We start from the raw sequence: 24,291 nt of genomic DNA on the forward strand, positions 1-24,291 counted from the left end.
GCCCGGGACCGTCCCGGACCGCTGTCGCCGTGCTTGGTATCACGGATCGTGCCCGCCCCGCCGTCGTCTCGCGCGGGAGCACACCCGTACCGGATCATCGTGCCCGTGACCGACCACCCGAAGCGACCATGACCACCGCCCGTTCCCCCGAACGAACCACACCCGAACGGAGTGAGCGGAACCCCGCCGGGCTCACCGCGGGCGTCGGCGCGTACGTCCTGTGGGGCCTGTTCCCGGCGTTCTGGCCGCTGCTGGACCCCGCGGCGCCGCTGGAGGTGCTCGCCCACCGCGTGCTGTGGACCGCGGTGCTGATGTCGCTGGTGCTGACCGTGCTGCGCGGCTGGGGCGACGTGCGCGGGCTGGGTGTCCGCGGGTGGCTCGCGACGGCCGCCGCCGCGGTGTTCATCGCGGTGAACTGGGGCCTGTTCATCTGGGGCGTGTCGGTGGGGCTGGTCGTCGAGTCCGCGCTCGGCTACTACATGACCCCGCTGGTCGGGGTGCTGTTCGGCGTCCTCGTCCTGCGGGAGCGGCTGCGGCCCGCGCAGTGGGTGGCGCTGGGGCTGGCGGCGACGGCCGTCGTCGTCATCGCCGTCGGCAACGGCACGGTGCCGTGGCTGTCGATGGCGCTGGCCTGCACGTTCGGGATCTACGGGCTGTTCAAGGCGACCGCGCCGCTGCCCGCCGCGGCCGGGCTGACCGCGGAGGGCCTCGTGCTCGTCGTGCCGGCCGCGGTGTTCCTGGTCGTCCTGCAGCTCTCCGGCGGCGGCACGTTCACCGGGCACGGCCCGTGGCACCTGCTGCTCATGCTGTCCGCGGGCCCGGCGACGGCGCTGCCGCTGCTGCTCTACGGCTCCGCGGCGCGACGGCTGCCGCTCACGACCCTCGGGGTGCTGCTCTACATCAACCCCACGCTGCAGTTAGTGTGGGGCGTGCTGGTGGTCGGGCAGACGATGTCCCCGGCCCGCTGGGCCGGGTTCGCCCTCGTCTGGCTGGCGCTGGTGGTGTTCACCGTCGACCTGCTGCGACGGCGACGCCCACCGGCGCCTCAGCCCACCCGCTCCACCGTGTAGTCGGTCAGCGTCCGCAGCGCCTCGATCGCCGGGCACGGCGGCAGCACTGCCAGCTCGGCGCGCGCCCGGTCGGCGTACCCGGCGACGGTCTCCCGGGCCTTGACCAGCGCGTCACCGGAGCGGAGCAGCTCCAGCGCCTCGGCCACCTCGTCGTCGTCGCTGATCGGGGCGGCCAGCAGCTGACGCAGCCTGCGCGCGTCGGCGGAGTCGTCGCCGTCGCGCAGGGCGTAGAGCATCGGCAGGGTGTGCACGCCCTCGCGCAGGTCGGTGCCGGGCGTCTTGCCCGAGTCGTCCGACGGCGACGCGATGTCGATGATGTCGTCGGAGATCTGGAACGCCGCCCCGATGACCTCGCCGAAGGTCCGCAGCGCCTCGACGTGCTCGGCCGGCGCGCCGGAGAACATGCCGCCGTAGCGGCCCGAGGTCGCGATGAGCGACCCGGTCTTCTCCGCGACCACCCGCAGGTAGTGCTGCACCGAGTCGTCGGACGCCTTGGGGCCGCGGGTCTCGCGCATCTGACCGGTCACGAGCAGCGCGAACGTCTCGGCGATGATCCGCACCGCGTCCGGGCCCAGGTCGGCGACCAGCCGCGACGCGTGCGCGAACAGGAAGTCCCCGGTCAGGATCGCGATCGAGTTGTCCCAGCGCGAGTTCGCGGACTCCGCGCCCCGCCGCATGGACGCCTCGTCCATCACGTCGTCGTGGTACAGCGTCGCCAGGTGGATCAGCTCCACCACGGCGGCCGCCGTGATCACCTCGTCGCGTTCGGGATGCGGTCCCACCTGCGCCGCGAGCAGCGTGAACAGCGGACGGAACCGCTTGCCCCCCGCGTCGATCAGGTGCAACGAGGTCTCGGTGACGAACTCGTAGTCGCTGTGCACCTCGCGGTGCAGCAGGTCCTCGACCCGCTTGAGCCCGTCAGCGGTGGCCTCGGCCAGGACCGGATCGGCCATCCGGATCCCGGCCACACTCTGTGTCTCCACCCCCACAGCCTACGAACGTCAGCCCGAGAACGCGCCGCTGGCGGCCCATTCGAGGACGGGTGTGGGAAGAATCCCGAGAACGAGGGTCGCCAGCGTGCCCAGAGTGATGGCCACGGTGGTGAACGCCCCGGGCACGACGACGGCCGGACCGTCCTCGGCGGGCTCCCGGAAGTACATGAGCACCACGATGCGCAGGTAGAAGAACGCGGCCACCGCGGACGCGACCAGCGCGATCACCACCAGCGGCACCATGCCGTCCGCCGACGCCGCCGAGAACACCGCGAACTTGGCGGTGAACCCGCTGGTCAGCGGGATGCCGGCGAGCGCGAGCAGCAGGAACGTCATGATCCCGGCGACGAGCGGCGACCGCTTCGCCAGGCCCGCCCAGGCCGCCAGGTCCGAGGCCTCGCCGTCGCCGGTGCGGACCAGCGAGATGATCCCGAAGACCGCGACCGTCGTGAAGCCGTAGGCCAGCAGGTAGAACAGCAGCCCGGACGTGCCCTGCGGGGTCAGCGCCATCGCGCCGAGCAGGATGAACCCGGCGTGGGCGATCGAGGAGTAGGCGATCATGCGCTTCACGTCGGTCTGGGTGAGCCCCAGCACCGCGCCGACGACCATCGAGACGACCGCGACGACCCACAGCACGCCGCGCCACTCCCAGACGGTGCTGCCGAAGCCGACGTAGAGCACCCGGGCGATCGCGCCGAACGCGGCGACCTTCGTGCAGGCCGCCATGAACGCCGTGACCGGCGTCGGGGCGCCCTGGTAGACGTCCGGGGTCCAGGTGTGGAACGGGGCGACCGAGCCCTTGAACAGCAGCCCCACCAGCAGCAGCGCCAAGCCCGCGAACAGCAGCGTGTCCGACGCCAGGGTGCCCGCGGCGGCCTGGGAGATCGCCGAGAGCCGCACCGAGCCCGCGTAGCCGTAGAGCAGCGCGATGCCGTAGAGGAAGAACGCCGAGCCGAACGCGCCGAGCAGGAAGTACTTGACCGCGGACTCCTGCGACAGCAGCCGACGGCGCCGCGCCAGCCCGCACATCAGGTACAGCGGCAGCGACAGGACCTCGAGCGCGATGAACATCGTCAGCAGGTCGTTCGCCGCGACGAACGCCATCATGCCGCCGAGCGCGAACAGCACGAACGGGAACGGCTCGGTCTGCATCGTCGGCGTCTCGTCGGGCGCCCCGTAGGAGCGGTCGACGTGCTCGCCGCCGGCTGGGGTGGCCGGGCCGCCGCCGGAGCGGACCGCGGCCCGCTCGGCGGCCGAGGCGACGAACACCCCGCCCGGCTCCACCGACCGGTCCGCGATCAGCAGCAGGCTGGGGATCGCGAGGACGATCAGCGTGCCCCACAGGAACAGCGAGGGCGCGTCCACCGACAGCGCAGTGCCGAAGGTCAGCACCGCCGCCGGGGACCCGAGCGCGTACCCGGCCAGCGCGACGAGCGCCGCGACCAGGGTCAGCCCGGTCAGCACGACCTGGACGGGCCAGCGCTGGTGCCGCGGGAGGAACGCCTCCAGCAGCACCGACACGCAGGCACCCGCGAACACGATCCACAGCGGCGCGGTGGCCGCCCAGTCGACCGCGGGCATCTCGATCGGAGCCACCTGGGCGGGGAGAACCAACGAGCTCATCGAGCGATCCCTCCAGCGACGACCGGGTCGGGCAGGCCGAGCTCGGTCATCGTCGCCGTCACCGACGGGTTGATCAGGTCGAGCACCGGGCCCGGGTAGAAGCCGAGCACCACGATCGCGACGATCAGCGGCACGAGCACGCCGATCTCACGACCCGTGAGGTCGGGGAAGCCGGAGCCCTTGCGCTGCGCGGCGACCGCCGGGTCGATCATCGACCCCGGGCCGCCCGCGCCACCGCGCTCCAGCGCCGCCATGACCGCGGTGCCGCGCACCGGGCCCTGCATCGTGCGCTGGTAGAACCACAGCACGTAGAGCGCGGCGAAGATGATGCCGATCGTCGCGATCACGGTGAACACCGGCCGGTTCGGGAACGAGCCGACCAGCACCAGGAACTCCGAGACGAACGAGTTCGTGCCGGGCAGCGCCAGCGAGCTCATCCCGGCCAGCAGCAGGCAGCCCGCCATCACCGGGGCGAGCTTCGCGACGCCGCCGTAGTCGGCGATCCGGCGCGAGCCGCCGCGGCTGATCAGCACGCCGACCATGACGAACAGCATGCCGGTCGAGAGACCGTGGTTGACCATGTAGAGCGTCGCGCCGGCGAAGGCCTGCGAGGAGAACGCGAACACCCCGAGCGCGATGAAGCCGAAGTGCGCCACCGAGGTGTAGGCGACGAACCGGCCCATGTCGGTCTGGGCGACCGCGAGCAGCGCGGCGTAGACGATCCCGGCGACGGCGAGCACCAGCACCAGCGGCGCCAGGGTCTGCGACGCCTGCGGGAACAGCGGCAGCAGGTACCGCAGGAAGCCGTAGGTGCCGACCTTGTCCAGCACGCCGACCAGCAGCACCGCGCCGACGATCGGGGCCTCGGCACCGGCGTCGGGCAGCCAGGTGTGGAACGGCACCAGCGGCGCCTTGATCGCGAACGCGACGAAGAAGCCGAGGAACAGCCAGATCTGGGTCGACTCCGGCACGCTCGACGCCATCGCCTGCAGGTCGGCCCAGGTGAACGTGCCCTGGCCCAGCTGCTGCTCGCTGACCACGAACAGCCCGATCAGCGACGCCAGCATGATGAGGCCGCCGAGCAGCGAGTACAGGAAGAACTTGACCGCCGCGTACTGCCGGCGCGGCCCGCCGAAGCGGCCGATCAGGAAGTACATCGGGACCAGCATGGCCTCGAAGAACACGTAGAACAGGAAGACGTCGGTGGCGGCGAAGACGCCGACCAGCGTCGCCTGGGTCGCCAGCAGCAGCGCGAAGTACCCGGCGGCCGAGCGGCCCTCGGGCAGCTTCTCCGCCCACGCGAACAGCATCAGGCCGGGTACCAGGAACGCGGTGAGCCCGATCAGCGCCAGCGCGATGCCGTCGACGCCGAACGCGATGTGCGTGCCGAACGCGGGGATCCAGGACATCGAGAACTCGAGCTGGAACCGGGCGCCGGCCTGCGCCGCGGGGATGGAGTAGAGCGCCCACGCGACGACGACGAGCACCAGCTCCAGCAGCGCCGTCGCCATCGCGACCGCCTTCGCGAGCCCGGTGTTGGCGCGCAGCGGGTACATGACCAGCGCGCCGACGACCGGCACCAGCAGCAGGACGATCAGGAACGGGTTGCCCCCGGAGCCGGGGACGATGGGAGCCGTGTCCAGGGGGGTCATGAGACGAACCTCACCGCCAGCATCGCGGCGACGACGATGACCGCCCCGCCGAGCATCGAGAGTGCGTAGGACCGGACGAAGCCGGTCTGGAGCCGGCGTAGGCGGCTGGAACCGCCGCCGAACGCCGACGCGGTGCCGTTGACGGCCCCGTCGATCCCGCGGTCGTCGAACCAGGCGAGCGCCCGCGTGAGGACGATGCCGGGCCGCTCGATGAACGCCTCGTTGAAGGCGTTCGCGCCGAGGTCGGCACGGGCCGCGGCGACGACCGGCGACACCCGCTGCGGGCGCTCCACCGGCACCGGGGAGCGGCCGACGAACAGGTAGCCCGCCAGCACGCCGAGCAGCGAGACCCCGACCACCAGCCACGGGATCACCGCGTGCGGCAGGGCGCCGCCCTCGAGCTCGAGGCGCTCCCCCACGACCGGGGCGAGCCACTCCGGGATCATCCCGTAGAGCACGCCGCCGCCGAAGACGGAGCCGACCGCCAGCACGATCATCGGGACGGTCATCGTCGCCGGGGACTCGTGCGGGTGGTAGTCGCGGCCGTCGGTGGACTGCACCGTGCGCCAGCGCTCCGCGCCGAAGAACGTCATGATCATCAGGCGGGTCATGTAGAAGGCGGTGAGACCGGCCGCGAGCGTCGCGAGCCCGCCGAACACCCAGCCCTGCCAGCCCTCCTGGGCGAACGCGGCCTCGATGATCGCGTCCTTGGAGAAGTAGCCGGACAGGAACGGGAAGCCGATCAGCGCGAGGTAGCCGAGGCCGAAGGTCACGAAGGTGACCGGCATCTTCCGCCACAGGCCGCCGAAGCGGCGCATGTCGACGTCGTCGTTCATGGCGTGCATGACCGAACCGGCGCCGAGGAAGAGCCCGGCCTTGAAGAAGCCGTGCGTCAGCAGGTGCAGGATGCCCAGCGCGTAGCCGGCCGGCCCGAGCCCGACGGCGAGGATCATGTAGCCGATCTGGCTGACCGTCGAGTAGGCCAGGACCTTCTTGATGTCGTCGTAGGCGCAGCCGATGATCGCGCCGATCATCAGCGTGATGACACCGATGAGCGCGACGACCAGCCGTCCGGTCTCGGACAGGTTGTAGATCGGCGAGGCCCGGGCGATGAGGTAGACGCCCGCGGTGACCATCGTGGCCGCGTGGATCAGGGCCGAGACCGGGGTCGGGCCCTCCATCGCGTCCGGGAGCCAGGACTGCAGCGGGAACTGGCCGGACTTGCCGCAGGCACCGAGCAGGAGCAGCAGCGTGATCGCGAGGACCGTGCCGCCGCCGACCTCGCCGATGCGGGCGAAGACCTCGGTGTACTGCAGGGTCCCGAGCTCCAGCCAGAGCAGGAAGATCGCGATCGCCAGGCCGACGTCGCCGACCCGGTTCATCAGGAACGCCTTCTTCGCCGCCGTCGCCGCGGAGGGCCGGTCCTGGTAGAAGCCGATCAGCAGGTACGACGCCAGACCGACGCCCTCCCAGCCGAGGTAGAGCATCACGAAGTTGTTGCCGAGGACCAGCACCAGCATCGCGGCGACGAACAGGTTCAGCTGCGCGAAGAACCGCCGCCGGTTCGGGTCGTGGCTCATGTAGCCCACCGAGTAGAGGTGGATGAGCGCCCCGACCCCGGTGATCAGCAGGACGAACGTCAGCGACAGCGTGTCGATCCGGAGCCCGAAGTCGACCTCCAGCGCGCCAGAGGACATCCAGGACCACAGCGACTGCTCGCGCAGCCGCTCGTCGGCGGGCAGGCCGAGGGTCTGCAGGAATATCGTCACACCGACGACGAACGCGCCGACGACGGTCGCGACGCCGAGCCAGTGGCCCCAGGCGTCGGCCCGCCGGCCGGCGAGGAAGAGCACGAGTGCACCGGCCGCGGGGAGCGCGATCAGCAACCAGGCCAGCGAGGCGGCGCCGGTCGCCTGCGGGGCGGCCTGTGCGAGAAGGACGGTCACCAGCGCGCTCCTAGTACTTCAAGAGGTTCGCGTCGTCCACCGACGACGACTGGCGGGTGCGGAAGATGGCCGTGATGATCGCGAGCCCGACGACGACCTCGCAGGCCGCGACGACCATCACGAACAGGGCCATCACCTGGCCGTCGAGGTTGCCGTTGATGCGCGAGAACGTGACCAGGGTCAGGTTCACCGCGTTCAGCATGAGCTCGATGCACATGAACACGACCACGGCGTTGCGCCGCACCAGGACGCCGACGGCGCCGATGGTGAACAGCAGCGCCGAGAGCAGCAGGTAGTACTCGGGCCTCATCGGTGCTCCCCGGTGTCGGCGGCCTCACCGGAGGCGGCGGTCCGGTCGGGTGCGGGGCGGCCGGTCAGCGCGTGCGCGTCCGGCGTCGTCGTGTCCGGCACGTCGACCGCGACCGACTCGATGATCTCCGACAGCGACTCCGGGGCGATCGAGCCGTCGGGCAGGATCGCCGGGACCGCGACCGAGTTCGCCGTCGCGTAGACGCCGGGGCCGGGCAGCGGGGAGATGCGGGCGTGCTCGCCGCGCAGCCGCTTCAGCACCGTCGCGCGCTGGCCGATCTTGGTGTGCTGGCTGCTCTGCGAACCGGACAGCACCATCGCGCCGAGCGCGGCGACCATCAGCAGGGCCGCGGTCAGCTCGAACGCGAGCAGGTAGTCGGTGAAGATCAGCCGGCCGAGGCCGGGGACGTTGCCGTTCCACCCGAGCCCGCCCTGCGCCAGCCCCGCGGGGGTGACGCTGGTCAGGCCGCGGGCGAGCCCGCCGACCAGCAGCGCGGCCAGCGCGACGCCGAACACCAGCGCCGCGGCCCGCTGCCCGCGCAGCACCTCGATCACCGAGTCCTTGGAGTCCCGTCCGACCAGCATGAGGACGAACAGGAACAGCATCATCACGGCGCCGGTGTAGACGATGATCTGCACGAACCCGAGGAACGGGGCGGACTGCACGATGTACAGCACCGCGATCGAGAACATCGTCAGGACCAGCAGCAGCGCGGCGTGCACCGCGTGCCGGGCGAAGACCAGGCCGAGCGCGCCGGCCAGCGCCACCGGTCCGAGGATCCAGAACGCGACCGCCTCGCCGGTGCTCACCTCGCCCGCGGCCTGGGCGAGCACCGCGGTGGTGCTCATCGCGCCTGCTCCTTGGTCTGGTCCTGCGCGCTGACCTTCGCGAGCGTCGGGCCGGAGACGTAGTAGTCCTGCTCGTCCTCCCCGAGGCGCATCGGGTGCGGCGGCTGCTCCATGCCCGGCAGCAGCGGGGCCATCAGCTGCTCCTTGGTGTAGATGAGGTCCTGCCGGTTGTCGTCGGCCAGCTCGTAGAAGTTCGTCATCGTGAGCGAGCGCGTCGGGCAGGCCTCGATGCACAGGCCGCAGCCGATGCACCGCAGGTAGTTGATCTGGTAGATCGCGCCGTAGCGCTCACCGGGCGAGTACCGCGCCTCCTCGGTGTTGTCCCCGCCCTCGACGTAGATGGCGTCGGCCGGGCAGGCCCAGGCGCACAGCTCGCAGCCGACGCACTTCTCCAGCCCGTCCGGGTGCCGGTTGAGCTGGTGGCGCCCGTGGTAGCGCGGCGCGGCGGGCGGGAAGTCCTCGGGGTACTCCTCGGTGACGACCTTCTTGAACATCGTCGAGAAGGTGACGCCGAATCCCTTGAAGAAGTCGAACATCTAGCGCGCGTCCTTTCCGGCCGTGACGGCCTTCCGACGCTTCGGGGGTGAGTCGGGGACCACCAGGTCCAGCGGCGGGACGGGGTAGTCCGACGCCGGTTCGACCGGTGGCGCCTCGGTCTGCCGGTCGGGCAGCAGGAACGCCACCGCCAGGACGACGGCGAGCGCGAACCCGATCAGCGACAGCAGCAGCACGTAGTTGTCCGAGCCGGTGTTGACGAAGGCCCGGATGCCGAAGATCGCGACGATCCAGACCAGCATGACCGGGACCAGGACCTTCCAGCCCAGCTTCATGAACTGGTCGTAGCGGAACCGCGGCAGCGTCCCGCGCAGCCAGATGAACACGAACAGGAACAGCAGCACCTTGATGATGAAGGCGAGGAACTGCATCCAGCCGTACTCGTTGAGGAAGCTCAGCGGCCACGGCCACATGCCGCCGCCGAGGAACAGCGTCACCGCCATCGCCGAGACGGTGACCATGTTCACGTACTCGGCGAGGAAGAACAGCGCGAACTTCAGCGACGAGTACTCGGTGTGGAACCCGCCGACCAGCTCCGACTCGGCCTCGGGGAGGTCGAACGGGGCCCGGTTGGTCTCGCCGACCATCGCGATCACGAAGACCACGAAGCTCGGCAGCAGGAGCCAGAAGTACCAGCCCGACGCCTGCGCCCCGACGATCGTCGCGGTGGACAGCGAGCCGGAGTAGAGGACGACGCCGACGACGGCCAGGCCCAGCGCGATCTCGTAGGAGATGACCTGGGCGGCCGAGCGCAGCGCACCGAGCAGCGAGTACGGCGAGCCCGAGGCCCAGCCGCCGAGCACGATGCCGTAGACGCCGATCGAGGAGCAGGCCAGCACGACGAGCACGCCGACCGGGACGTCGACGAGCTGGAGCACCGTCTGCTCGCCGAAGATCGTGACCTCGCCGCCGAACGGGATGACGGAGAAGGCGACGAACGCCGGGATCGTCGAGATGACCGGGGCGATGAAGTAGACCTTCTTGTCGGCCATCGCCGGCATGATGTCTTCCTTGAACGCCAGCTTCAGACCATCGGCGAGGCTCTGCAGCCAGCCGCCGGGGCCGGTCCGGTTCGGGCCCGGACGGTGCTGCATCCGGCCGACGACCTTGCGCTCCCAGTTGATCATGAACAGGGTCAGCACGACACCGAGCGCGAACAGCCCGACGACCTTGATCAGGATCAGCCAGATCGGGTCGTCGGCGAGCAGCGCCTGGGTGTGCGTCAGCTGGTCCACCGGGGTGGGCGGGACCTGGGACAGGTTCACGACGCGCTTCCGTTCCCGGCCGGACCGACCGTCACGAGGTCACCGTGGCCCACCCCGAGCGTGGGGCGGACGTGCGAGCCGGGCGAGCAGGTCGGCAGCCAGACGACGCCGTCGGGCAGGTCGGTCAGCGCGACCGGCAGGGTGATCGCCCCGCGGTCGGTGCGGACCGTCGCCTCGGCGCCCTCGACCAGCGCGAGCCGCTCCGCGGTGGCCGCGTTGACCTTGACGTAGGGCCGCCGTGCCGTGCCGGCGAGCGCGGGCTCGTCGATCTGGAGGCTGCCGTCGTCGATCATCTGGCGCGAGGTGGCGAGGACCGCCTGGCCGTAGCCGGGACGCCGGGCCTGGCCCGCCGTGTGGTCCGGTGCGACGCCGCCGGCGCGGCGCGAGCCGAGCCGCTCCAGCTCCCCGGCCGCGGCGGCCGGGGTCTGGGTGAACAGGTCCGCGTCCATCTCGACGCCGAGGGTGTCGAGCACCCGGCAGTCCGGGAGCACGCCGGTCGCGTCGAGTGCGACGCCGAACTCGCGGCGGCGGCCCTCCCAGTTGACGTAGGCACCGGAGCGCTGGGCGTCCGGGGCGACCGGGAGGACGACGTCGGCGAGCTCGGTGACCGCCGAGGTGTGGATCTCCAGGCTGACCAGGAAGCCGACCTCGCGCAGCGCGGTGATCGCGGCCGTCGGGTCGGCCATGTCCTGCGGGTCGACCCCGCCGACCACGAGCGCGGCCAGCTCACCGGACGCGGCGGCGGCGAGGATCGCGTCGCCGTCGCGGCCCGGGGCGGACGGGACGGGGGCGCCCCAGACCTGCTCCAGCTCGGCGCGGGCGGCGGCGTCGGTGACGAGCCGGCCGCCGGGCAGCAGGGTGGGCAGCGCGCCCGCCTCGACCGCACCGCGGTCCCCGGCCCGGCGCGGCAGCCAGCCGATCGCCGCACCGGTGCGGGCGGCGAGCGCGGACACCGCCGAGTACAGGCCCGGCGACTCCGCGGCCCGGTCCCCGACCAGGATCACCGCGCCCGGCTGCTCCAGCGCGGCGACGACGTCGGCGCCCGGGTCGGCGACGACCGCGGCCTCCGCGCCGGGCACCGCGTGCAGCACGGTGGCGCCGGTCTTCTCGGCGCCGTAGCTGGTGAACGGGCCGACCTGGAAATGGCGCAGCCCGCGCTTGCGGTACGCCTTGCGCAGGCGCAGGAAGACGATGCCCGACTCCTCCTCGGGGTCGGTGCCGACGGTGAGCACCGCGGGGGCGTTCTCGACCGCCGTGAAGGTCACCGAGTCCTGAGGCGTTCCGCCGGCGACGTGTGCGGCGAGGAACTCCAGCTCCTCGCCCGAGTGCGGGCGGGCGCGGAAGTCGATGTCGTTGGTGCCGGCGACGACGCGGGCGAACTTGGCGTAGGCGTAGGCGTCCTCGACGGTCAGCCGTCCCCCGGGCAGGACGCCGATGCCGCCGGCCGCGCGGGCCGCGAGCAGCCCCTCCGCGGCGACGGCGAGCGCCTCGGTCCAGGAGGCCTCCTCCAGCGTGCCGTCCGCGCGCCGGACCAGCGGCCGGGTGATGCGGCCCTGGCTACCGGTGTAGCGGAAGGCGAACCGGCCCTTGTCGCAGAGCCACTCCTCGTTGACCTCCGGGTCGTTGCCCGCCAGCCGGCGCAGCACGGTCCCGCGACGGGAGTCGGTGCGCGAGGCGCAGCCGGAGCTGCAGTGCTCGCACACGCCCGGGGTCGAGCGCAGGTCGAACGGGCGCGACCGGAACCGGTACGCGGCGCTGGTCAGCGCCCCGACCGGGCAGATCTGGATCGTGTTGCCGGAGAAGTAGGACTGGAACGGCTGGTCCTCGGCGATGCCGATCTGCTGCTTCGCCCCGCGCTCGAGCAGGTCGATGAACGGGTCGCCGGCGATCTCCTCGGAGAACCGGGTGCAGCGCTGGCAGAGGACGCAGCGCTCGCGGTCGAGCAGCACCTGGCTGGAGATCGGCAGCGGCTTCGGGAAGGTCCGCTTGGTCTCGACGAAGCGGGAGTCCGACCGGCCGTGCGCCATCGCCTGGTTCTGCAGCGGGCACTCGCCGCCCTTGTCGCAGATCGGGCAGTCCAGCGGGTGGTTGATGAGCAGCAGCTCCATCACACCCTGCTGCGCCTTGTCGGCCCGCTCGGAGGTGTGCTGGGTCTTCACCACCATCCCGTCGGCGACGGTCATGGTGCAGCTGGCCTGCGGCTTCGGCATCGGCCGGCCGCCCATCTCCACCTCGACCAGGCACTGGCGGCAGGCGCCGGCCGGGTCGAGGAGCGGGTGGTCGCAGAACCGCGGGATCACGATGCCGAGGCGCTCGCAGGTGCGGATCAGCAGCTCGCCCTTGGGGGCGTCGACGACCTGGCCGTCGATGGTGAGGCGGACGTGGCCCTCGGGGACGGGTGTCTCCTCGGTGGCGTTCCGCTCCGGTGTGAGGGTCATGCGCTCGCTCCGGTCAGTGCGGCCAGCTGCTCCGGGCGGTCCACATCGGGCTGCTCCGCGATGAGGTCCAGGAACTCCTGGCGGAAGTACTTGATGGCGCTGGTGATGGGGCTCGTCGCGCCGTCGCCGAGGGCGCAGAAGGAGCGGCCGAGGATGTTGTCGCAGACGTCGAGCAGGGTGTCGATGTCGGTCGAGGTGCCCTCGCCGCGCACCATCCGCTGCAGCACCTGGACCAGCCAGTACGTGCCCTCGCGGCACGGGGTGCACTTGCCGCAGCTCTCGTGCTTGTAGAACTCGGTCCACTTCATGACCGCCCACGGCACCGAGACGGTCTCGTTGAAGACCTGCACCGCGGTCGTCCCCAGCATGGAGCCGGCCTCGGCGGCGCCCTCGAAGTCCAGCGGGACGTCGAGGTGCTCGGCGGTGAACAGCGGCGTCGACGAGCCGCCCGGGGTCCAGAACTTCAGCGGGATCCCGTCCTTCATCCCGCCGGCGAGCTCCAGGAGCTCCCGCAGCGTGATGCCCAGCGGGGCCTCGTACTGGCCGGGACGCTCGACGTGCCCGGAGACCGAGTAGATCTTCGGGCCGGGCGACTTCTCGCGACCCATCGAGCGGAACCAGGCCGCCCCGCCGTTGACGATGGCGGGGACGCTGGCGATGGTCTCGACGTTGTTGACGACGGTCGGGCAGGCGTAGAGCCCGGCGGTCGCCGGGAACGGCGGCTTGAGCCGGGGCTGACCGCGACGGCCCTCGAGCGAGTCGAGCAGCGCCGTCTCCTCGCCGCAGATGTAGGCGCCCGCACCGGCGTGCACCACGATCTCCAGGTCGAACCCGGAGCCGAGGATGTCGCGGCCGAGGTAGCCCTTCGCCTTCGCCTCGCGGACGGCGGCGCGCAGCCTGCGGATGCAGTGCAGCGCCTCACCGCGGACGTAGATCGCGCAGAAATTCGCGCGGATCGCGTAGCTGGTGACGATGCAGCCCTCGATGAGCGAGTGCGGGTCGGCCATCATCGTCGGGATGTCCTTGCAGGTACCCGGCTCGCCCTCGTCGGCGTTGATGACCAGGTACTTCGGCTTGGCGCCGGGGCCCGTGCCGCTGCCGTCGTCCTGCGGGATGAACCCCCACTTCATGCCGGTGGGGAACCCGGCACCGCCGCGGCCGCGCAGCCCGGAGTCCTTCACCAGCTGGATGAGCTGGTCGGGGTGGGCGGCGAACGCGGTACGCAGGGAGGTGTAGCCCTCCAGCTGCTCGTAGGTGTCGATCGACCAGGACCGCGGCGACAGCCAGCGCTTGGTCAGGACGGGCGTGATCGGGTCCGGCTTGCGCACAGGCTCTGTGGTGCTCATGCGATCACTTCTTCTCCGGTAGCGCGGGCATCGCCGGCGGCTCGTCGGGCAGCGCCGGGGCGGTCCAGCCGTTCTCCTCGGCCATCCGGGCCCCGCGCACCGACTCGATCGCACCGGACGGGCCCTCGACACGGGCCGTCGTGTCGACGGTCGCGGCGTCGTCGGTGAACCCGGCCAGCTCCAGCTCGACGGTCCGCAGGTCGGTCAGCGGCGCCCCGCGGGTCGGCTGCGGGCGCTCACCGCGACGCAGGGCGTCGACGAGCTCCACCGCGGACTCGACGGTCTGGTTGTCGAAGTACTCGTAGTTGACCTGCAGCACCGGGGCGAGGTCGCAGGCCGCGAGGCACTCGGCGTGCTCGAGGGTGACCGAGCCGGTGCCGCCGGGCTCCCCCGCCGTCTCCTCGTGGCCCAGCGGACGGTCCTCGGTGCCCAGCTGCGTGCGCAGGCGGGCGTAGATGTCGTCGCCGCCCAGCGCCGCGCAGAGCGTGTTGGTGCACACGCTGACGAGGTGCTCACCGCACGGGGTGCGCTTGTACATCGTGTAGAACGTCGCGACCGCCGACACCTCGGCGGTGGTCAGCTCCAGCGCCTCCGCGCAGTAGCGGATGCCGTCGGGGCTGACGTACCCCTCGACCGACTGGACCAGGTGCAGCAGCGGCAGCAGCGCCGACCGGGACTCCGGGTAGAGGGAGATGATCTCCGTCGTGCGCTGCCGGGTCAGCTCGTCGAACACCGGCGAGACGGGGCTCTTCTCCTGCGGGGGGACCGTCATCGGTCGCAACCTCCCATCACGGGATCGATCGAGGCGACGGCCGCGATGACGTCGGCGACCTGGCCGCCCTCGCTCATCGCGGGCATCGTCTGCAGGTTCACGAAGCTGGGGTCCCGGACGTGGATGCGGACCGGGCGGGTGCCGCCGTCGGACACGGCGTGCACCGCGAGCTCCCCGCGCGGGGACTCGACGGCCGCGTAGGCCTGCCCCGGCGGGACGTGGAAGCCCTCGGTGACCAGCTTGAAGTGGTGGATCAGCGACTCCATCGACTGGCCCATGATCTTGCGGACGTGCTCGAGGGTGTTGCCCATGCCGTCGCTGCCGACCGACAGCTGCGCCGGCCAGGCGACCTTCGGGTCGTCGACCATGACGCGGCCCGGGCCGAGCTCGTCGAGCTTCGTCACCGCCTGCTCCATGATCTTGAGCGACTCGTGGATCTCGGCGACGCGCATCCGGTAGCGGGCGAAGCAGTCGGCCTCGGTGGCCGTCGGGACCTCGAAGTCGTACTGGTCGTAGACCGAGTACGGCATGTGCTTGCGCAGGTCCCAGGCCAGCCCCGCCGAGCGCAGGATCGGGCCGGACGCGCCGAGGGCCAGGCAGCCGTCGACGGGCAGGTAGCCGACGCCCTCCAGGCGCTGCTTCCAGATCGGCTGCCCGGTGAGCAGCCGGTCGTAGTCCGGCAGCCGGGAGTTCATGACCTTGAGGAAGTCGCGGACCTTCTCCTGCCAGCCCTCGGGCATGTCCTGGGCGAGGCCGCCGGGCCGGATGAACGCGTGGTTCATCCGCAGGCCGGTGAGGAACTCCAGCAGGTGGAGCACCTCCTCGCGCTCGCGGAAGCCGGAGGTCATACCGGTCAGCGCGCCCAGCTCCATGCCGCCGGTCGCCAGCGCGACCAGGTGCGAGCCGATCCGGTTCAGCTCCCAGAGCAGCACCCGCAGGTGCTCGGCCCGCTGCGGGACCTCGACGCCCAGCAGCTTCTCGACGGCCATGCAGTAGGCGCCCTCGTTGAACAGCGGGGACAGGTAGTCCGCGCGGGTCACGAAGGTGACACCCTGGGTCCAGGTCCGGTACTCGCAGTTCTTCTCGATACCGGTGTGCAGGTAGCCGATGACCGCGCGGCCCTGGGTGACGGTCTCGCCCTCCAGCTCCAGGACCAGGCGCAGCACCCCGTGCGTCGACGGGTGCTGCGGGCCCATGTTGATGACGATGCGGTCGTCGTGCTCGGCCTCGAGCAGGTCGTCCCAGTCGCCGCCGGTGACGGTGTAGACCGTGCCCTCGGTGGTCTCCCGGCCGGGCGCGGCGTACGGGTCGGTGGTGGCGTCGGCGGTGGTGGGGTCGGCGTCAGTCGTCACGAGTAGGCCCTCCGCTCATCGGGCGGGGGGATCTCCGCGCCCTTGTACTCCACGGGGATGCCGCCCAGCGGGTAGCTCTTGCGCTGGGGGTGGCCGTCCCAGTCGTCCGGCATGAGGATCCGGGTCAGCGCCGGGTGGCCGTCGAAGACGACGCCGTACATGTCCCAGGTCTCGCGCTCGTGCCAGTCGGCCGTCGGGTAGACGTCGACGACGCTCATGACGTGCGGGTTCTCGATGTCGAGCGCGACCTCCAGGCGCACCCGGCGCCGGTAGGTCATCGACAGCAGGTGGTAGACGACGTGCAGCGGCCGGTCGACCGGAGCGCCGTCCGGCGCCGAGTAGTCCACACCGGACACGCCGGAGCAGAACTCGAAGCGCAGGCCCGGGTCGTCGCGCAGGGTGCGGGCGACCTCGTGCAGCCGGGCGGGCTCGACGTAGAGGGTCATCTCGTCGCGGTCGATCGTGACCTGCTCGATCGCAGCGCGCGGGACGCCGCGCTCGTCGAGGGCCGCGCCGAGCTCGTCGGCGAACTCGTCGAACCAGCCGCCGAAGGGCCGCTCGGCCGGGGCCGGGGCCCAGCCCTGCAGGCGCAGGCCGCCGTAGCCGGAGGTGTCGCCGGAGCCGCGGACGCCGAACATGCCCGAGCGCGTACGGGTCTCGGTCATCTTCTGCGCGGGGCGGGCGCCGCCCAGCGCGTCGGAGGGGGTGGCCGCGTCCTCGGGAGCGGCCAGGTCGCCGGGGGCCTCGCCGCCCGCCGCCCGCTGCTCCTCGGCCGCGGCGCCGCTCTCCTGCGACGACGAGTGCGCGCCGCCGGTGGGCTCGGCCCCGTCCTTGGAGGTGCCGGTCGGCTCGGTCACTTCGCGTCACCTCCGCGGGCGGCGTCGGCCAGCGACGGCAGCTCCAGGGTCTCCCCCGGCGCGAGCGCGTTCGGGGCCGGCTTGGGCTGCGAGCCCGGCTCCAGGTAGTTCGGGACGTCGGGGGTGTGCGTGGTCTTCAGCGCCCCGAGCTGCTTGTGCTTCGGCGCGTACTTGACCGACGAGGGCACCATCGGCGTCCGGTACCCGGACTCGGCGAGCTCGGCGGCCCGCTTCGGGCCGAGCGGCTCGTCCATGATCTTGGCGTGGATCTTGAGGATCGCGTCGATCAGCATCTCCGGCCGCGGCGGGCAGCCGGGCAGGTACATGTCGACCGGGACGACGTGGTCCACGCCCTGGACGATCGCGTAGTTGTTGAACATGCCGCCGGAGCTGGCGCACACGCCCATGGCGAGCACCCAGCGCGGCTCGGGCATCTGGTCGTAGATCTGGCGCAGGACCGGCGCCATCTTGTTGCTCACGCGGCCCGCGACGATCATCAGGTCCGCCTGGCGCGGCGAGGCCCGGAAGACCTCCATGCCGAACCGGGCGAGGTCGTAGCGCGGGGCGCCGGTGGTCATCATCTCGATGGCGCAGCAGGCCAGGCCGAACGTGGCAGGCCAGAGCGACGACTTCCGGGTCCAGTTGACCAGTTTCTCGACGTTGGTCAGCAGGACGCCGCTGGGCAGGTTCTCCTCGAGTCCCATGACGGCCTCAGCTCCACTCGAGCCCGCCGCGACGCCATTCATAGGCGTACGCGAAGGCGATCGTGGCGATGTAGAGCGTGATGGCCACGAACCCGAAGACGCCGACCGCATCGGCGACGACGGCGTACGGGTACATGAACACCAGCTCGATGTCGAACAGGATGAACAGCATCGCCGTGAGGTAGTAGGCGACCGGCACGCGACCGCCGCCGACGACCGGCTGCGGCGAGGGCTCGATACCGCACTCGTAGGAGTCCAGCTTGGCCCGGTTGAACCGGCGCGGACCGATCAACGGCGCGGAGGCGACCGAGAACACCGCGAAGCCCGCCGCCAACACGAACAGCAGGACGAGCGGGAGATAGGGATCGAGCATTCCTACACCTTCGTTGTCGCGGCGCCACCGTCGTTGGTGGTGATCGACGAGCCGGTCGCGGCGACCCTATGTCCGGTCCCCTGTGACCAAGAACCCAGGCGAGCCTTACCTGTGACGGGGTACGGGTCACATGTGATCCGCATCCGCGCAGGTCGGCGCGCTCCGGGTCGCGCGTCTCCCACCACCCTTGTGAAAAAGTTCACGAACTGCGCGAGCAGTGTAGGACGACACCGCCGTGATCGCGTGGGCGGATCGGGCGATGGCGCGGGACTCCTTGCGGCGCAACGCCCTTCGACGCGGGGTCAGTGGGTGGTGACGGCCGGTGCGCGATCCGCGGGCCGGCGGGGCCGCACCGGGCCGACCGCTGCGCCGCTGATCGCCGCGCGCCTCGCCGCGTGGCAGGGGGACGCCATCCCGGGCCCTCCCTGCTCTGAACTCGCTTACCCGGTAAGCGGATTCGCCCGACCGGGGCCCTGACCGCGCGGAGACCCTTCACCGTGTGAAGGGTTCTGCAGCGGAGTGGGCCCGCTGTGGGGGCGCGAGCCGGTGCACGGACAACCGCCCGGCCGCCACCGCGACCACCCGTGCACAGCGCGCCCGGCTCCGTCACGACGTCGGCCCCCTGTGCCGCAGGCCCCTCCGCAGGGCCCGTCCACGAGGAACGGGGCCGGGCAGGGCAGGGCGGCGGGGCTCAGGCCGGCTTGTACGCCCGGTGCAGCGCGACGGCGCCGAAGGTCAGGTTCCGCCAGGCGGGGCGCTCCCAGCCGGCGTCGGCGATCTTCCCGGCGAGTGCGGGCTGGTCGGGCCAGTCCCGGATCGACTCGGCCAGGTACAGGTAGGCCTCGGGGTTCGAGGAGACCGTCCGGGCGATCGCCGGGAGGGCGTGGCCGAGCACCGCGTTCTGGTAGAGCACGCGGAAGGGAGCCCAGGTCGGCGTCGAGAACTCGCAGACGACCAGGCGGCCGCCGGGGCGGGTCACGCGGGCCATCTCGCGCAGGCCGGCGACGGTGTCGTTCACGTTGCGCAGGCCGAAGGAGATGGTGACGGCGTCGAAGCTGCCGTCGGCGAAGGGCAGGTGCAGCGCGTCGGCGGCGGCCTTCGGGACGTCGCGGCGGGCGCCCGCACGCAGCATGCCGAGGGAGAAGTCCGCGGCGACGCACCAGGCGCCGTCCTTCGCCAGCTCGACGGTCGAGACCGCGGTGCCCGCGGCGAGGTCGAGGACCTTCTCGCCGGGGCGCAGGCCGAGGGCCCGGCGGGTCTGGATCCGCCAGTAGCGGTCCTGGCCGCCCGACAGCGCGGTGTTGGTCAGGTCGTAGCGCCGGGCGACGCCGTCGAACATGCGGGCGACGTCGGTCGGGTTCTTGTCGAGCTCGGCGCGGGACACGGGCACAGCCTACCGACCCGGCCGCCGCCTCACCGCTGCCCGAACTGCTGCCCGAACTGCTCGCGCAGCACCTCACGCAGGCCGCTCAGGTAGTCGGCGCGGACCCGGGCGGCGACGCCCGCCCACTCGGCCGACGGCGTGCTGACGCCGTTGCCGTCACCGGTGAAGGCGCCCATGCCGTGCAGGGCGATCCAGCGGTGGTCGTAGTCGTGCGGCGCCGCCCGGTCCCAGGCGACGGCGCGGATCGCGGCCCGGCGGACCCGGGCCGGGTCGGCGAAGGCCCAGCGGTTCACCGGCTCACCGAACCGGTCGCGCAGCACGGCCAGCGCCTGGGCGGCGGTGGTGTCGGTGCAGCGGCAGGCGTCGTAGCGGGCCCGCAGCTGGCCCGCGTAGAACCAGCGGGCGGCCTCGGGCATCGCGCCGTCGGCGACGAGGTTCTCCGACAGCGCGAACAGCACCGGCGGCATCTGCCGGTGCGGGGCGTCGAGGACCTCGGCGCGGGCGGCGGCACGGACCGCGGGCGCGGGGTCGAGCAGCCGGGACATCAGGCGGACGGTGGCGGAGGTGTCGACCGTGGCGAGCTCACCACGGGGCGCGACGACGACGGTGCGACTCATGGGTCCACCGTCGCCGCCGGGCCGCGGTCATGGATCCGCACGACTACGGAGCCCGCCCGGCCTCGGGTCAGGCCGCGACGCGCTCCGGGGCCGCGGCGCGGAGCACGTCGCCGTAGTGGGCGAGCAGCTCGTCGCCGACCGCGGTCCAGGTGCGGCGCAGCACCGACTGGCGGGCGGCCAGGCCGAACTCCCGGTTGCGCTGCGGCTCGCACAGCGCGGCGACCGCCCCGACCAGCTCGCGGTCGGCGGCATCGGTGGCCGGGTCGCCGGGCTCCCCGCCGTCGGGGCGGGGCGCCACGAGGTAGCCGGTGCGGTCGGGCAGCACGAGGTCGCGCGGGCCGCCCGCGTCGGGCGCGACCACCGGGACGCCCGAGGCGAGTGCCTCCTGCACGGCCTGGCAGAACGTCTCGGCCTGCCCGGTGTGGACGAACACGTCGAGGCTGGCGTAGATCTGCGCGAGCTCGTCGCCGCCGCGGTGCCCGAGGAACGCCGCCGAGGGCAGCCGCTCGCGCAGCCCGTCGGCGCTGGGGCCGTCGCCGACGACGACCAGCCGCGTCCCGGGCAGCTCCCCCAGCACGGCGAGCCGCTCGACCTGCTTCTCCGGGGCGAGGCGGCCGACGAAGCCGACGAGCCGCTCGCCGTTCGGGGCGAGCTGTCGTCGCAGTGCGTCGCTGCGCTTGGACGGGGTGAACCGGCGGGTGTCGACGCCGCGCGCCCACTGGTGCACCCGCGGGACGCCGCGCTCGCGCAGGGCCCCGGTCGCCCAGCTCGACGGCGCGAGGGTCCGGTCGGCCATGCCGTGCAGCCGGCAGGTCCAGCGCCACGCGGCCCGTGCGGTCAGCCCGAGCCCGTACGCGGAGGCGAACCCGGCGACGTCGGTCTGGTAGATCGCGACCGTCGGCACGCCGAGGCGCCGCGCCCCCGCCAGCCCCCGCGCCCCGACGACGAACGGCGCCGCCAGGTGCACCACGTCCGGCCGGAACCGGCGCAGTGCGGTCAGGATCCGCCTGCTGGGCACCCCGACCGGCATCGAGTTCACCACCGGCAGCTCGACGGCCGGGATCCGGACGACCGGGATCCCCTCGTGGGAGTCCGGCTCCCCGGTGCCCGGCGCGATCACCACGACGTCGTGACCCCCTGCCCGCAGGTGCTCGCACACCCGCAGCACCGAGTTGGTGACGCCGTTGACCACCGGCAGGAAGCATTCCGAGACGATTGCGACGCGCACGGCCGGAACGGTGACGGGGGCGGGACAGCGGGCCGGGTCCCTGGCGTGATCAACCACCCAACCCTGGGCGAACATCGGGTGGGCGGGTCACGAGTTGGCACGTCCGGCACAAGGTGGACACCCGCGCGTCGTCGCCGGGACATCACCCGCCCGGACACTCGGGTCGCATGACGGCCGTGCCCCACACCCCGCCACACGCGGCGCCGCCCCCGGTGCCGTCCCCCCGGCCGGTGGACCCGGCACTGCTCTCCCGCGCGCTCGAGACCGCGGGCCGGCTGGCCAACGACGCCGCCGAGGTGATCACCGCGACGCTGGGTCGCGACCACACCGGATCGCTCGACGCGTCGGCCAAGGCCAACCCGTTCGACTGGGTCACCGACACCGACCGCACCCTGGAGCGGCACACCCGCCGGGTGCTGGCCGCGGAGTTCCCCGGCTGCCCGGTCGTCGGCGAGGAGTTCGGCGCCGACGCCGGTGCCGACACCGCACCGCTGCGCTGGGTCGTCGACCCGGTCGACGGCACCGCGAACTACGTCGCGGGCCTGCCCTGGTGTGCCTACAGCCTGGCCCTGGTCGACGGCGACGGCCCGGCCGTGGGCGTCGTCGCCGACCCGGGCCGCGGGCAGATCTACGCCGCCGCCCGCGGACGCGGCTTCCGGGCCAACGGCGTGCCGGTGCCGTCGCGGCGCACCGCCCGGGTCGCCGGGTCGCTGATCTGCGCCGAGGACCCCGACCCCGGGTTCGTCGAACGCGCCCGCGCAGCGCACGTCGGCGTGCGGGTGCTCGGCTCGGCCGCGCTGGCGATCACCCAGGTCGCGCTGGGCAACGCCGTCGCCGCGGTGCTGACCCGCTACCACGAGTGGGACGTCGCCGGGGCGCTCTGCCTGGCCACCGAGGCCGGCGCGCTGGTGCTGGGCCGCGACGGCCGGTCGACGCCGCTGCCCGAGGGCGGGCTGCTCGTCGCCGCACCGCAGGTCGCCGCCGAGGTCGGGGCGCTCTGGCAGGGCTGAGCCCGGTGCGGGGCGGTCCGGTGCGGGGGCGGTCAGACGGTGCCGGTGCGGGCCCGGCGGCGGCGCAGCCACACGTACAGCGGCCCGAGGAGCACCCAGCCGCCCGCGATCAGCCCGGCGACCGGGAGGATCCCGTCGACGGCGGTGCGGCCCGCGACGCGCACGTGCGTCGGGTCGGCGGTGTCGTACTCGACGTAGATGTTCTCGCCCGGGGTGAGCCCGACCGGGTAGGAGATGCCCGCCGCCGGGGTCTGCAGCCGGCCCTCGTCGTCGACGAAGCTGACCAGGGTCCGCCAGTAGTCCGAGCCGTCGAGGACGGTCGCGGCGGTGGTGCCGCGGTTGCCGTCGATCGCCGCGTCCTCCAGGAACGCACCCCCCAGCGCCACCAGCGCCACCAGCGTCCACGCCAGCGCGACGGCCAGGACGATCTCGGGCAGGTGGTACCGCGTCCGGCCGATGAGCCGGGCCGCGACGGCCGAGGTCTCGGTCAGCACATCGCCGGTGGGACGGCCGCTCGGACTGGTCACGGGACCCGATTCTAGGAGCGCTCCGGCACCCGGGTGTGTCCGGTGCCTCCCACCCTGGCGCCCGCCCCCGCGGAGGAAGTTGCCTACTCTCGAAGGGTGACCGTCGCACCGGCCAGCACCGCGTTGCGCGTCCGGACACGCCCGCTGCGGCTCGACGGGCGGCTGCTGGACGTGCTGCCCGCCGACGCCGGGGCGCTGTCCTGGGTGCGCGACGGCGAGGGCGTGGTCGGCTGGGGCGAGGTCGCGCGGTTCACCGCGTCGGGACCCGAGCGCTTCGCCGAGGCCGACCGCTGGTGGCGCCGCGTGGTCGACCGGCTCGACGCCGGCGCCGGCTACGACGACGTCCGTCTCCCCGGCACCGGCGCCCTCGCGTTCGCCTCGTTCACCTTCGCCGACGGCTGCCCGGGCTCGGTGCTCGTCGTGCCGCGGGTGATCGTCGGGCGGCGCGGGCACCGCGCCTGGATCACCGAGATCACCCCCGCCGACGCACCGGAGACCCCGGGCAGGCTGCCGGTCCCGTCGCCGGTGCGCCCCAGCGGACGGCTGCGCTACGCCGACGGCCAGGTCTCCGCGCACCGGTACCGGGCCGCCGTCGCCGCGGCGGTCGGGCGGATGCGCGACGGGGAGCTGGAGAAGGTGGTGCTCGCGCACGACCTGCTCGCCGTCGCCGACCGCCCGCTGGACCCCCGGTTCCTGCTCCGCGGCCTCGCCCGGCGCTACCCGACGTGCTGGAGCTACGCCGTCGACGGCCTGGTCGGCGCCACCCCCGAGCTGCTGCTGCGGCTGCGCGGGCGGACCGTGGAGTCGCGGGTGCTGGCGGGCACGATGTGGCCCGGCTCCGGACCGGACGCCGACACCGCGGGCGCGCTGATCGGCTCGTCGAAGGACCGCCGCGAGCACGCCTACGCCGTGGACTCCCTCGCCGCGTCGCTGCGCCCGCTGGTGGCCGAGCTGCACGTGCCGGACGCGCCGTCGGTGCTGACCCTGCCGAACGTGTCGCACCTGTCCAGCGACGTGCACGCCCGCCTCGACCCGGCCCGGCCCGCGTCGCTGCTGACGCTGATCGGCGCGGTGCACCCGACCGCCGCCGTCGGCGGCACCCCGACCCCGGACGCGACGGCGCTGATCTCCGAGATCGAGGGTCTCGACCGCGGCCGCTACGCGGGCCCGGTCGGCTGGGTCGACGCCGAGGGCGCGGGCGAGATGGGCATCGCGCTGCGCTGCGCCGAGCTGCAGGGACGCACGGCGCGGCTGTTCGCCGGGTGCGGGATCGTCGCCGACTCCGAGCCCGACGGCGAGGTGCGCGAGGCCGCCGCCAAGATGCGCGCGGTCCGCGAGTCCCTGGAGGGCTGAGCCCGGCCCGGCCCGGTCCGGTGCCCCGTCCGGCCGGACCCGGCGGCGTGCCCCGGACACTGTCGGGAC

The 24,291-nt window shown here is 72.7% G+C and carries 22 protein-coding genes; 3 read left to right on the top strand and 19 right to left on the bottom strand.

The features are described from left to right. Window positions 1–128 precede the first annotated feature (128 nt). On the top strand, window positions 129–1,070 hold the full coding sequence (rarD, locus tag KPL60_RS27935) for an EamA family transporter RarD (protein WP_226367674.1): 942 nt from the start codon (window positions 129–131) through the stop codon (window positions 1,068–1,070). Here the strand turns inward: rarD and KPL60_RS27940 are convergent. The 18 genes from KPL60_RS27940 to KPL60_RS28025 form a co-directional block, all read right to left on the bottom strand. Continuing rightward, complete coding sequence (locus KPL60_RS27940) at window positions 1,046–2,023, bottom strand: polyprenyl synthetase family protein (RefSeq protein ID WP_226368252.1); 978 nt, start codon at window positions 2,021–2,023, stop codon at window positions 1,046–1,048. The two genes, rarD and KPL60_RS27940, sit on opposite strands and share 25 nt — an antisense overlap. Window positions 2,024–2,071: 48 nt before the next feature. Beyond that, window positions 2,072–3,685, bottom strand: coding sequence for an NADH-quinone oxidoreductase subunit NuoN (gene nuoN, locus KPL60_RS27945; RefSeq protein WP_226353893.1), 1,614 nt, complete (start codon window positions 3,683–3,685; stop codon window positions 2,072–2,074). Next, complete coding sequence (locus KPL60_RS27950) at window positions 3,682–5,337, bottom strand: NADH-quinone oxidoreductase subunit M (protein WP_226353894.1); 1,656 nt, start codon at window positions 5,335–5,337, stop codon at window positions 3,682–3,684. Before KPL60_RS27950 ends, nuoN begins: the two co-directional genes overlap by 4 nt. Continuing rightward, window positions 5,334–7,286 (bottom strand): NADH-quinone oxidoreductase subunit L, encoded by a 1,953-nt coding sequence (gene nuoL / locus KPL60_RS27955; protein WP_374203806.1) that lies wholly within the window; start codon window positions 7,284–7,286, stop codon window positions 5,334–5,336. Before nuoL ends, KPL60_RS27950 begins: the two co-directional genes overlap by 4 nt. 7 nt (window positions 7,287–7,293) lie before the next feature. Continuing rightward, entirely contained in the window at window positions 7,294–7,593 is a 300-nt protein-coding gene (gene nuoK, locus KPL60_RS27960; RefSeq protein WP_060710483.1) for an NADH-quinone oxidoreductase subunit NuoK, read from the bottom strand. Then, complete coding sequence (locus KPL60_RS27965; RefSeq protein ID WP_226353896.1) at window positions 7,590–8,441, bottom strand: NADH-quinone oxidoreductase subunit J; 852 nt, start codon at window positions 8,439–8,441, stop codon at window positions 7,590–7,592. The genes nuoK and KPL60_RS27965 overlap by 4 nt, the downstream gene beginning before the upstream one ends. Continuing rightward, window positions 8,438–8,977, bottom strand: coding sequence for an NADH-quinone oxidoreductase subunit NuoI (gene nuoI / locus KPL60_RS27970; protein ID WP_020623091.1), 540 nt, complete (start codon window positions 8,975–8,977; stop codon window positions 8,438–8,440). The genes KPL60_RS27965 and nuoI overlap by 4 nt, the downstream gene beginning before the upstream one ends. Beyond that, window positions 8,978–10,222, bottom strand: a complete 1,245-nt coding sequence (gene nuoH, locus KPL60_RS27975) for an NADH-quinone oxidoreductase subunit NuoH (protein ID WP_226353903.1) — start codon at window positions 10,220–10,222, stop codon at window positions 8,978–8,980. Between the two features lie 35 nt (window positions 10,223–10,257). Further along, window positions 10,258–12,699, bottom strand: coding sequence for an NADH-quinone oxidoreductase subunit G (locus KPL60_RS27980; RefSeq protein ID WP_208818966.1), 2,442 nt, complete (start codon window positions 12,697–12,699; stop codon window positions 10,258–10,260). Next, window positions 12,696–14,045 (bottom strand): NADH-quinone oxidoreductase subunit NuoF, encoded by a 1,350-nt coding sequence (gene nuoF / locus KPL60_RS27985; protein ID WP_226367675.1) that lies wholly within the window; start codon window positions 14,043–14,045, stop codon window positions 12,696–12,698. The genes KPL60_RS27980 and nuoF overlap by 4 nt, the downstream gene beginning before the upstream one ends. A 4-nt stretch (window positions 14,046–14,049) precedes the next feature. Then, window positions 14,050–14,817: an NADH-quinone oxidoreductase subunit NuoE gene (gene nuoE, locus KPL60_RS27990; RefSeq protein ID WP_226367676.1), complete on the bottom strand. Its 768-nt coding sequence runs from the start codon at window positions 14,815–14,817 to the stop codon at window positions 14,050–14,052. Beyond that, window positions 14,814–16,169: an NADH-quinone oxidoreductase subunit D gene (locus KPL60_RS27995; protein WP_226353906.1), complete on the bottom strand. Its 1,356-nt coding sequence runs from the start codon at window positions 16,167–16,169 to the stop codon at window positions 14,814–14,816. The genes nuoE and KPL60_RS27995 overlap by 4 nt, the downstream gene beginning before the upstream one ends. Beyond that, window positions 16,166–16,900 (bottom strand): NADH-quinone oxidoreductase subunit C, encoded by a 735-nt coding sequence (locus tag KPL60_RS28000; RefSeq protein WP_374203807.1) that lies wholly within the window; start codon window positions 16,898–16,900, stop codon window positions 16,166–16,168. Before KPL60_RS28000 ends, KPL60_RS27995 begins: the two co-directional genes overlap by 4 nt. Before the next feature lie 122 nt (window positions 16,901–17,022). Then, the gene (locus tag KPL60_RS28005) at window positions 17,023–17,730 is read right to left on the bottom strand and encodes an NADH-quinone oxidoreductase subunit B family protein (protein ID WP_308016847.1); all 708 of its coding nucleotides are present in this window, start codon (window positions 17,728–17,730) and stop codon (window positions 17,023–17,025) included. Window positions 17,731–17,737: 7 nt separating this feature from the next. Further along, window positions 17,738–18,103 (bottom strand): NADH-quinone oxidoreductase subunit A, encoded by a 366-nt coding sequence (locus KPL60_RS28010; RefSeq protein WP_062397987.1) that lies wholly within the window; start codon window positions 18,101–18,103, stop codon window positions 17,738–17,740. Window positions 18,104–18,794: 691 nt separating this feature from the next. Further along, window positions 18,795–19,487, bottom strand: a complete 693-nt coding sequence (locus KPL60_RS28015; protein WP_062403809.1) for a demethylmenaquinone methyltransferase — start codon at window positions 19,485–19,487, stop codon at window positions 18,795–18,797. 29 nt (window positions 19,488–19,516) lie between these two features. After that, window positions 19,517–20,104, bottom strand: a complete 588-nt coding sequence (locus tag KPL60_RS28020; protein WP_226353907.1) for a hypothetical protein — start codon at window positions 20,102–20,104, stop codon at window positions 19,517–19,519. Between the two features lie 67 nt (window positions 20,105–20,171). Further along, window positions 20,172–21,332, bottom strand: coding sequence for a glycosyltransferase family 1 protein (locus KPL60_RS28025; protein WP_226367677.1), 1,161 nt, complete (start codon window positions 21,330–21,332; stop codon window positions 20,172–20,174). 167 nt (window positions 21,333–21,499) lie between these two features. Between KPL60_RS28025 and KPL60_RS28030 the strand changes: the two genes are divergently transcribed. Then, window positions 21,500–22,342 (top strand): inositol monophosphatase, encoded by an 843-nt coding sequence (locus KPL60_RS28030; RefSeq protein WP_226367678.1) that lies wholly within the window; start codon window positions 21,500–21,502, stop codon window positions 22,340–22,342. 32 nt (window positions 22,343–22,374) lie between these two features. Here the strand turns inward: KPL60_RS28030 and KPL60_RS28035 are convergent, their stop codons facing one another. Next, the gene (locus KPL60_RS28035; RefSeq protein WP_208818959.1) at window positions 22,375–22,869 is read right to left on the bottom strand and encodes a DUF3592 domain-containing protein; all 495 of its coding nucleotides are present in this window, start codon (window positions 22,867–22,869) and stop codon (window positions 22,375–22,377) included. Between the two features lie 96 nt (window positions 22,870–22,965). On the opposite strand from KPL60_RS28035, the gene KPL60_RS28040 reads away from it, so the two are divergent. Then, window positions 22,966–24,222 carry an isochorismate synthase MenF gene (locus KPL60_RS28040; protein ID WP_226367679.1) on the top strand — a complete coding sequence of 419 codons (1,257 nt, stop codon included), beginning with the start codon at window positions 22,966–22,968 and terminating at the stop codon, window positions 24,220–24,222. Window positions 24,223–24,291: the final 69 nt, after the last annotated feature.

Source organism: Pseudonocardia sp. ICBG162 (assembly GCF_020496225.1).
Taxonomy (GTDB): Bacteria; Actinomycetota; Actinomycetes; order Mycobacteriales; family Pseudonocardiaceae; genus Pseudonocardia; species Pseudonocardia alni.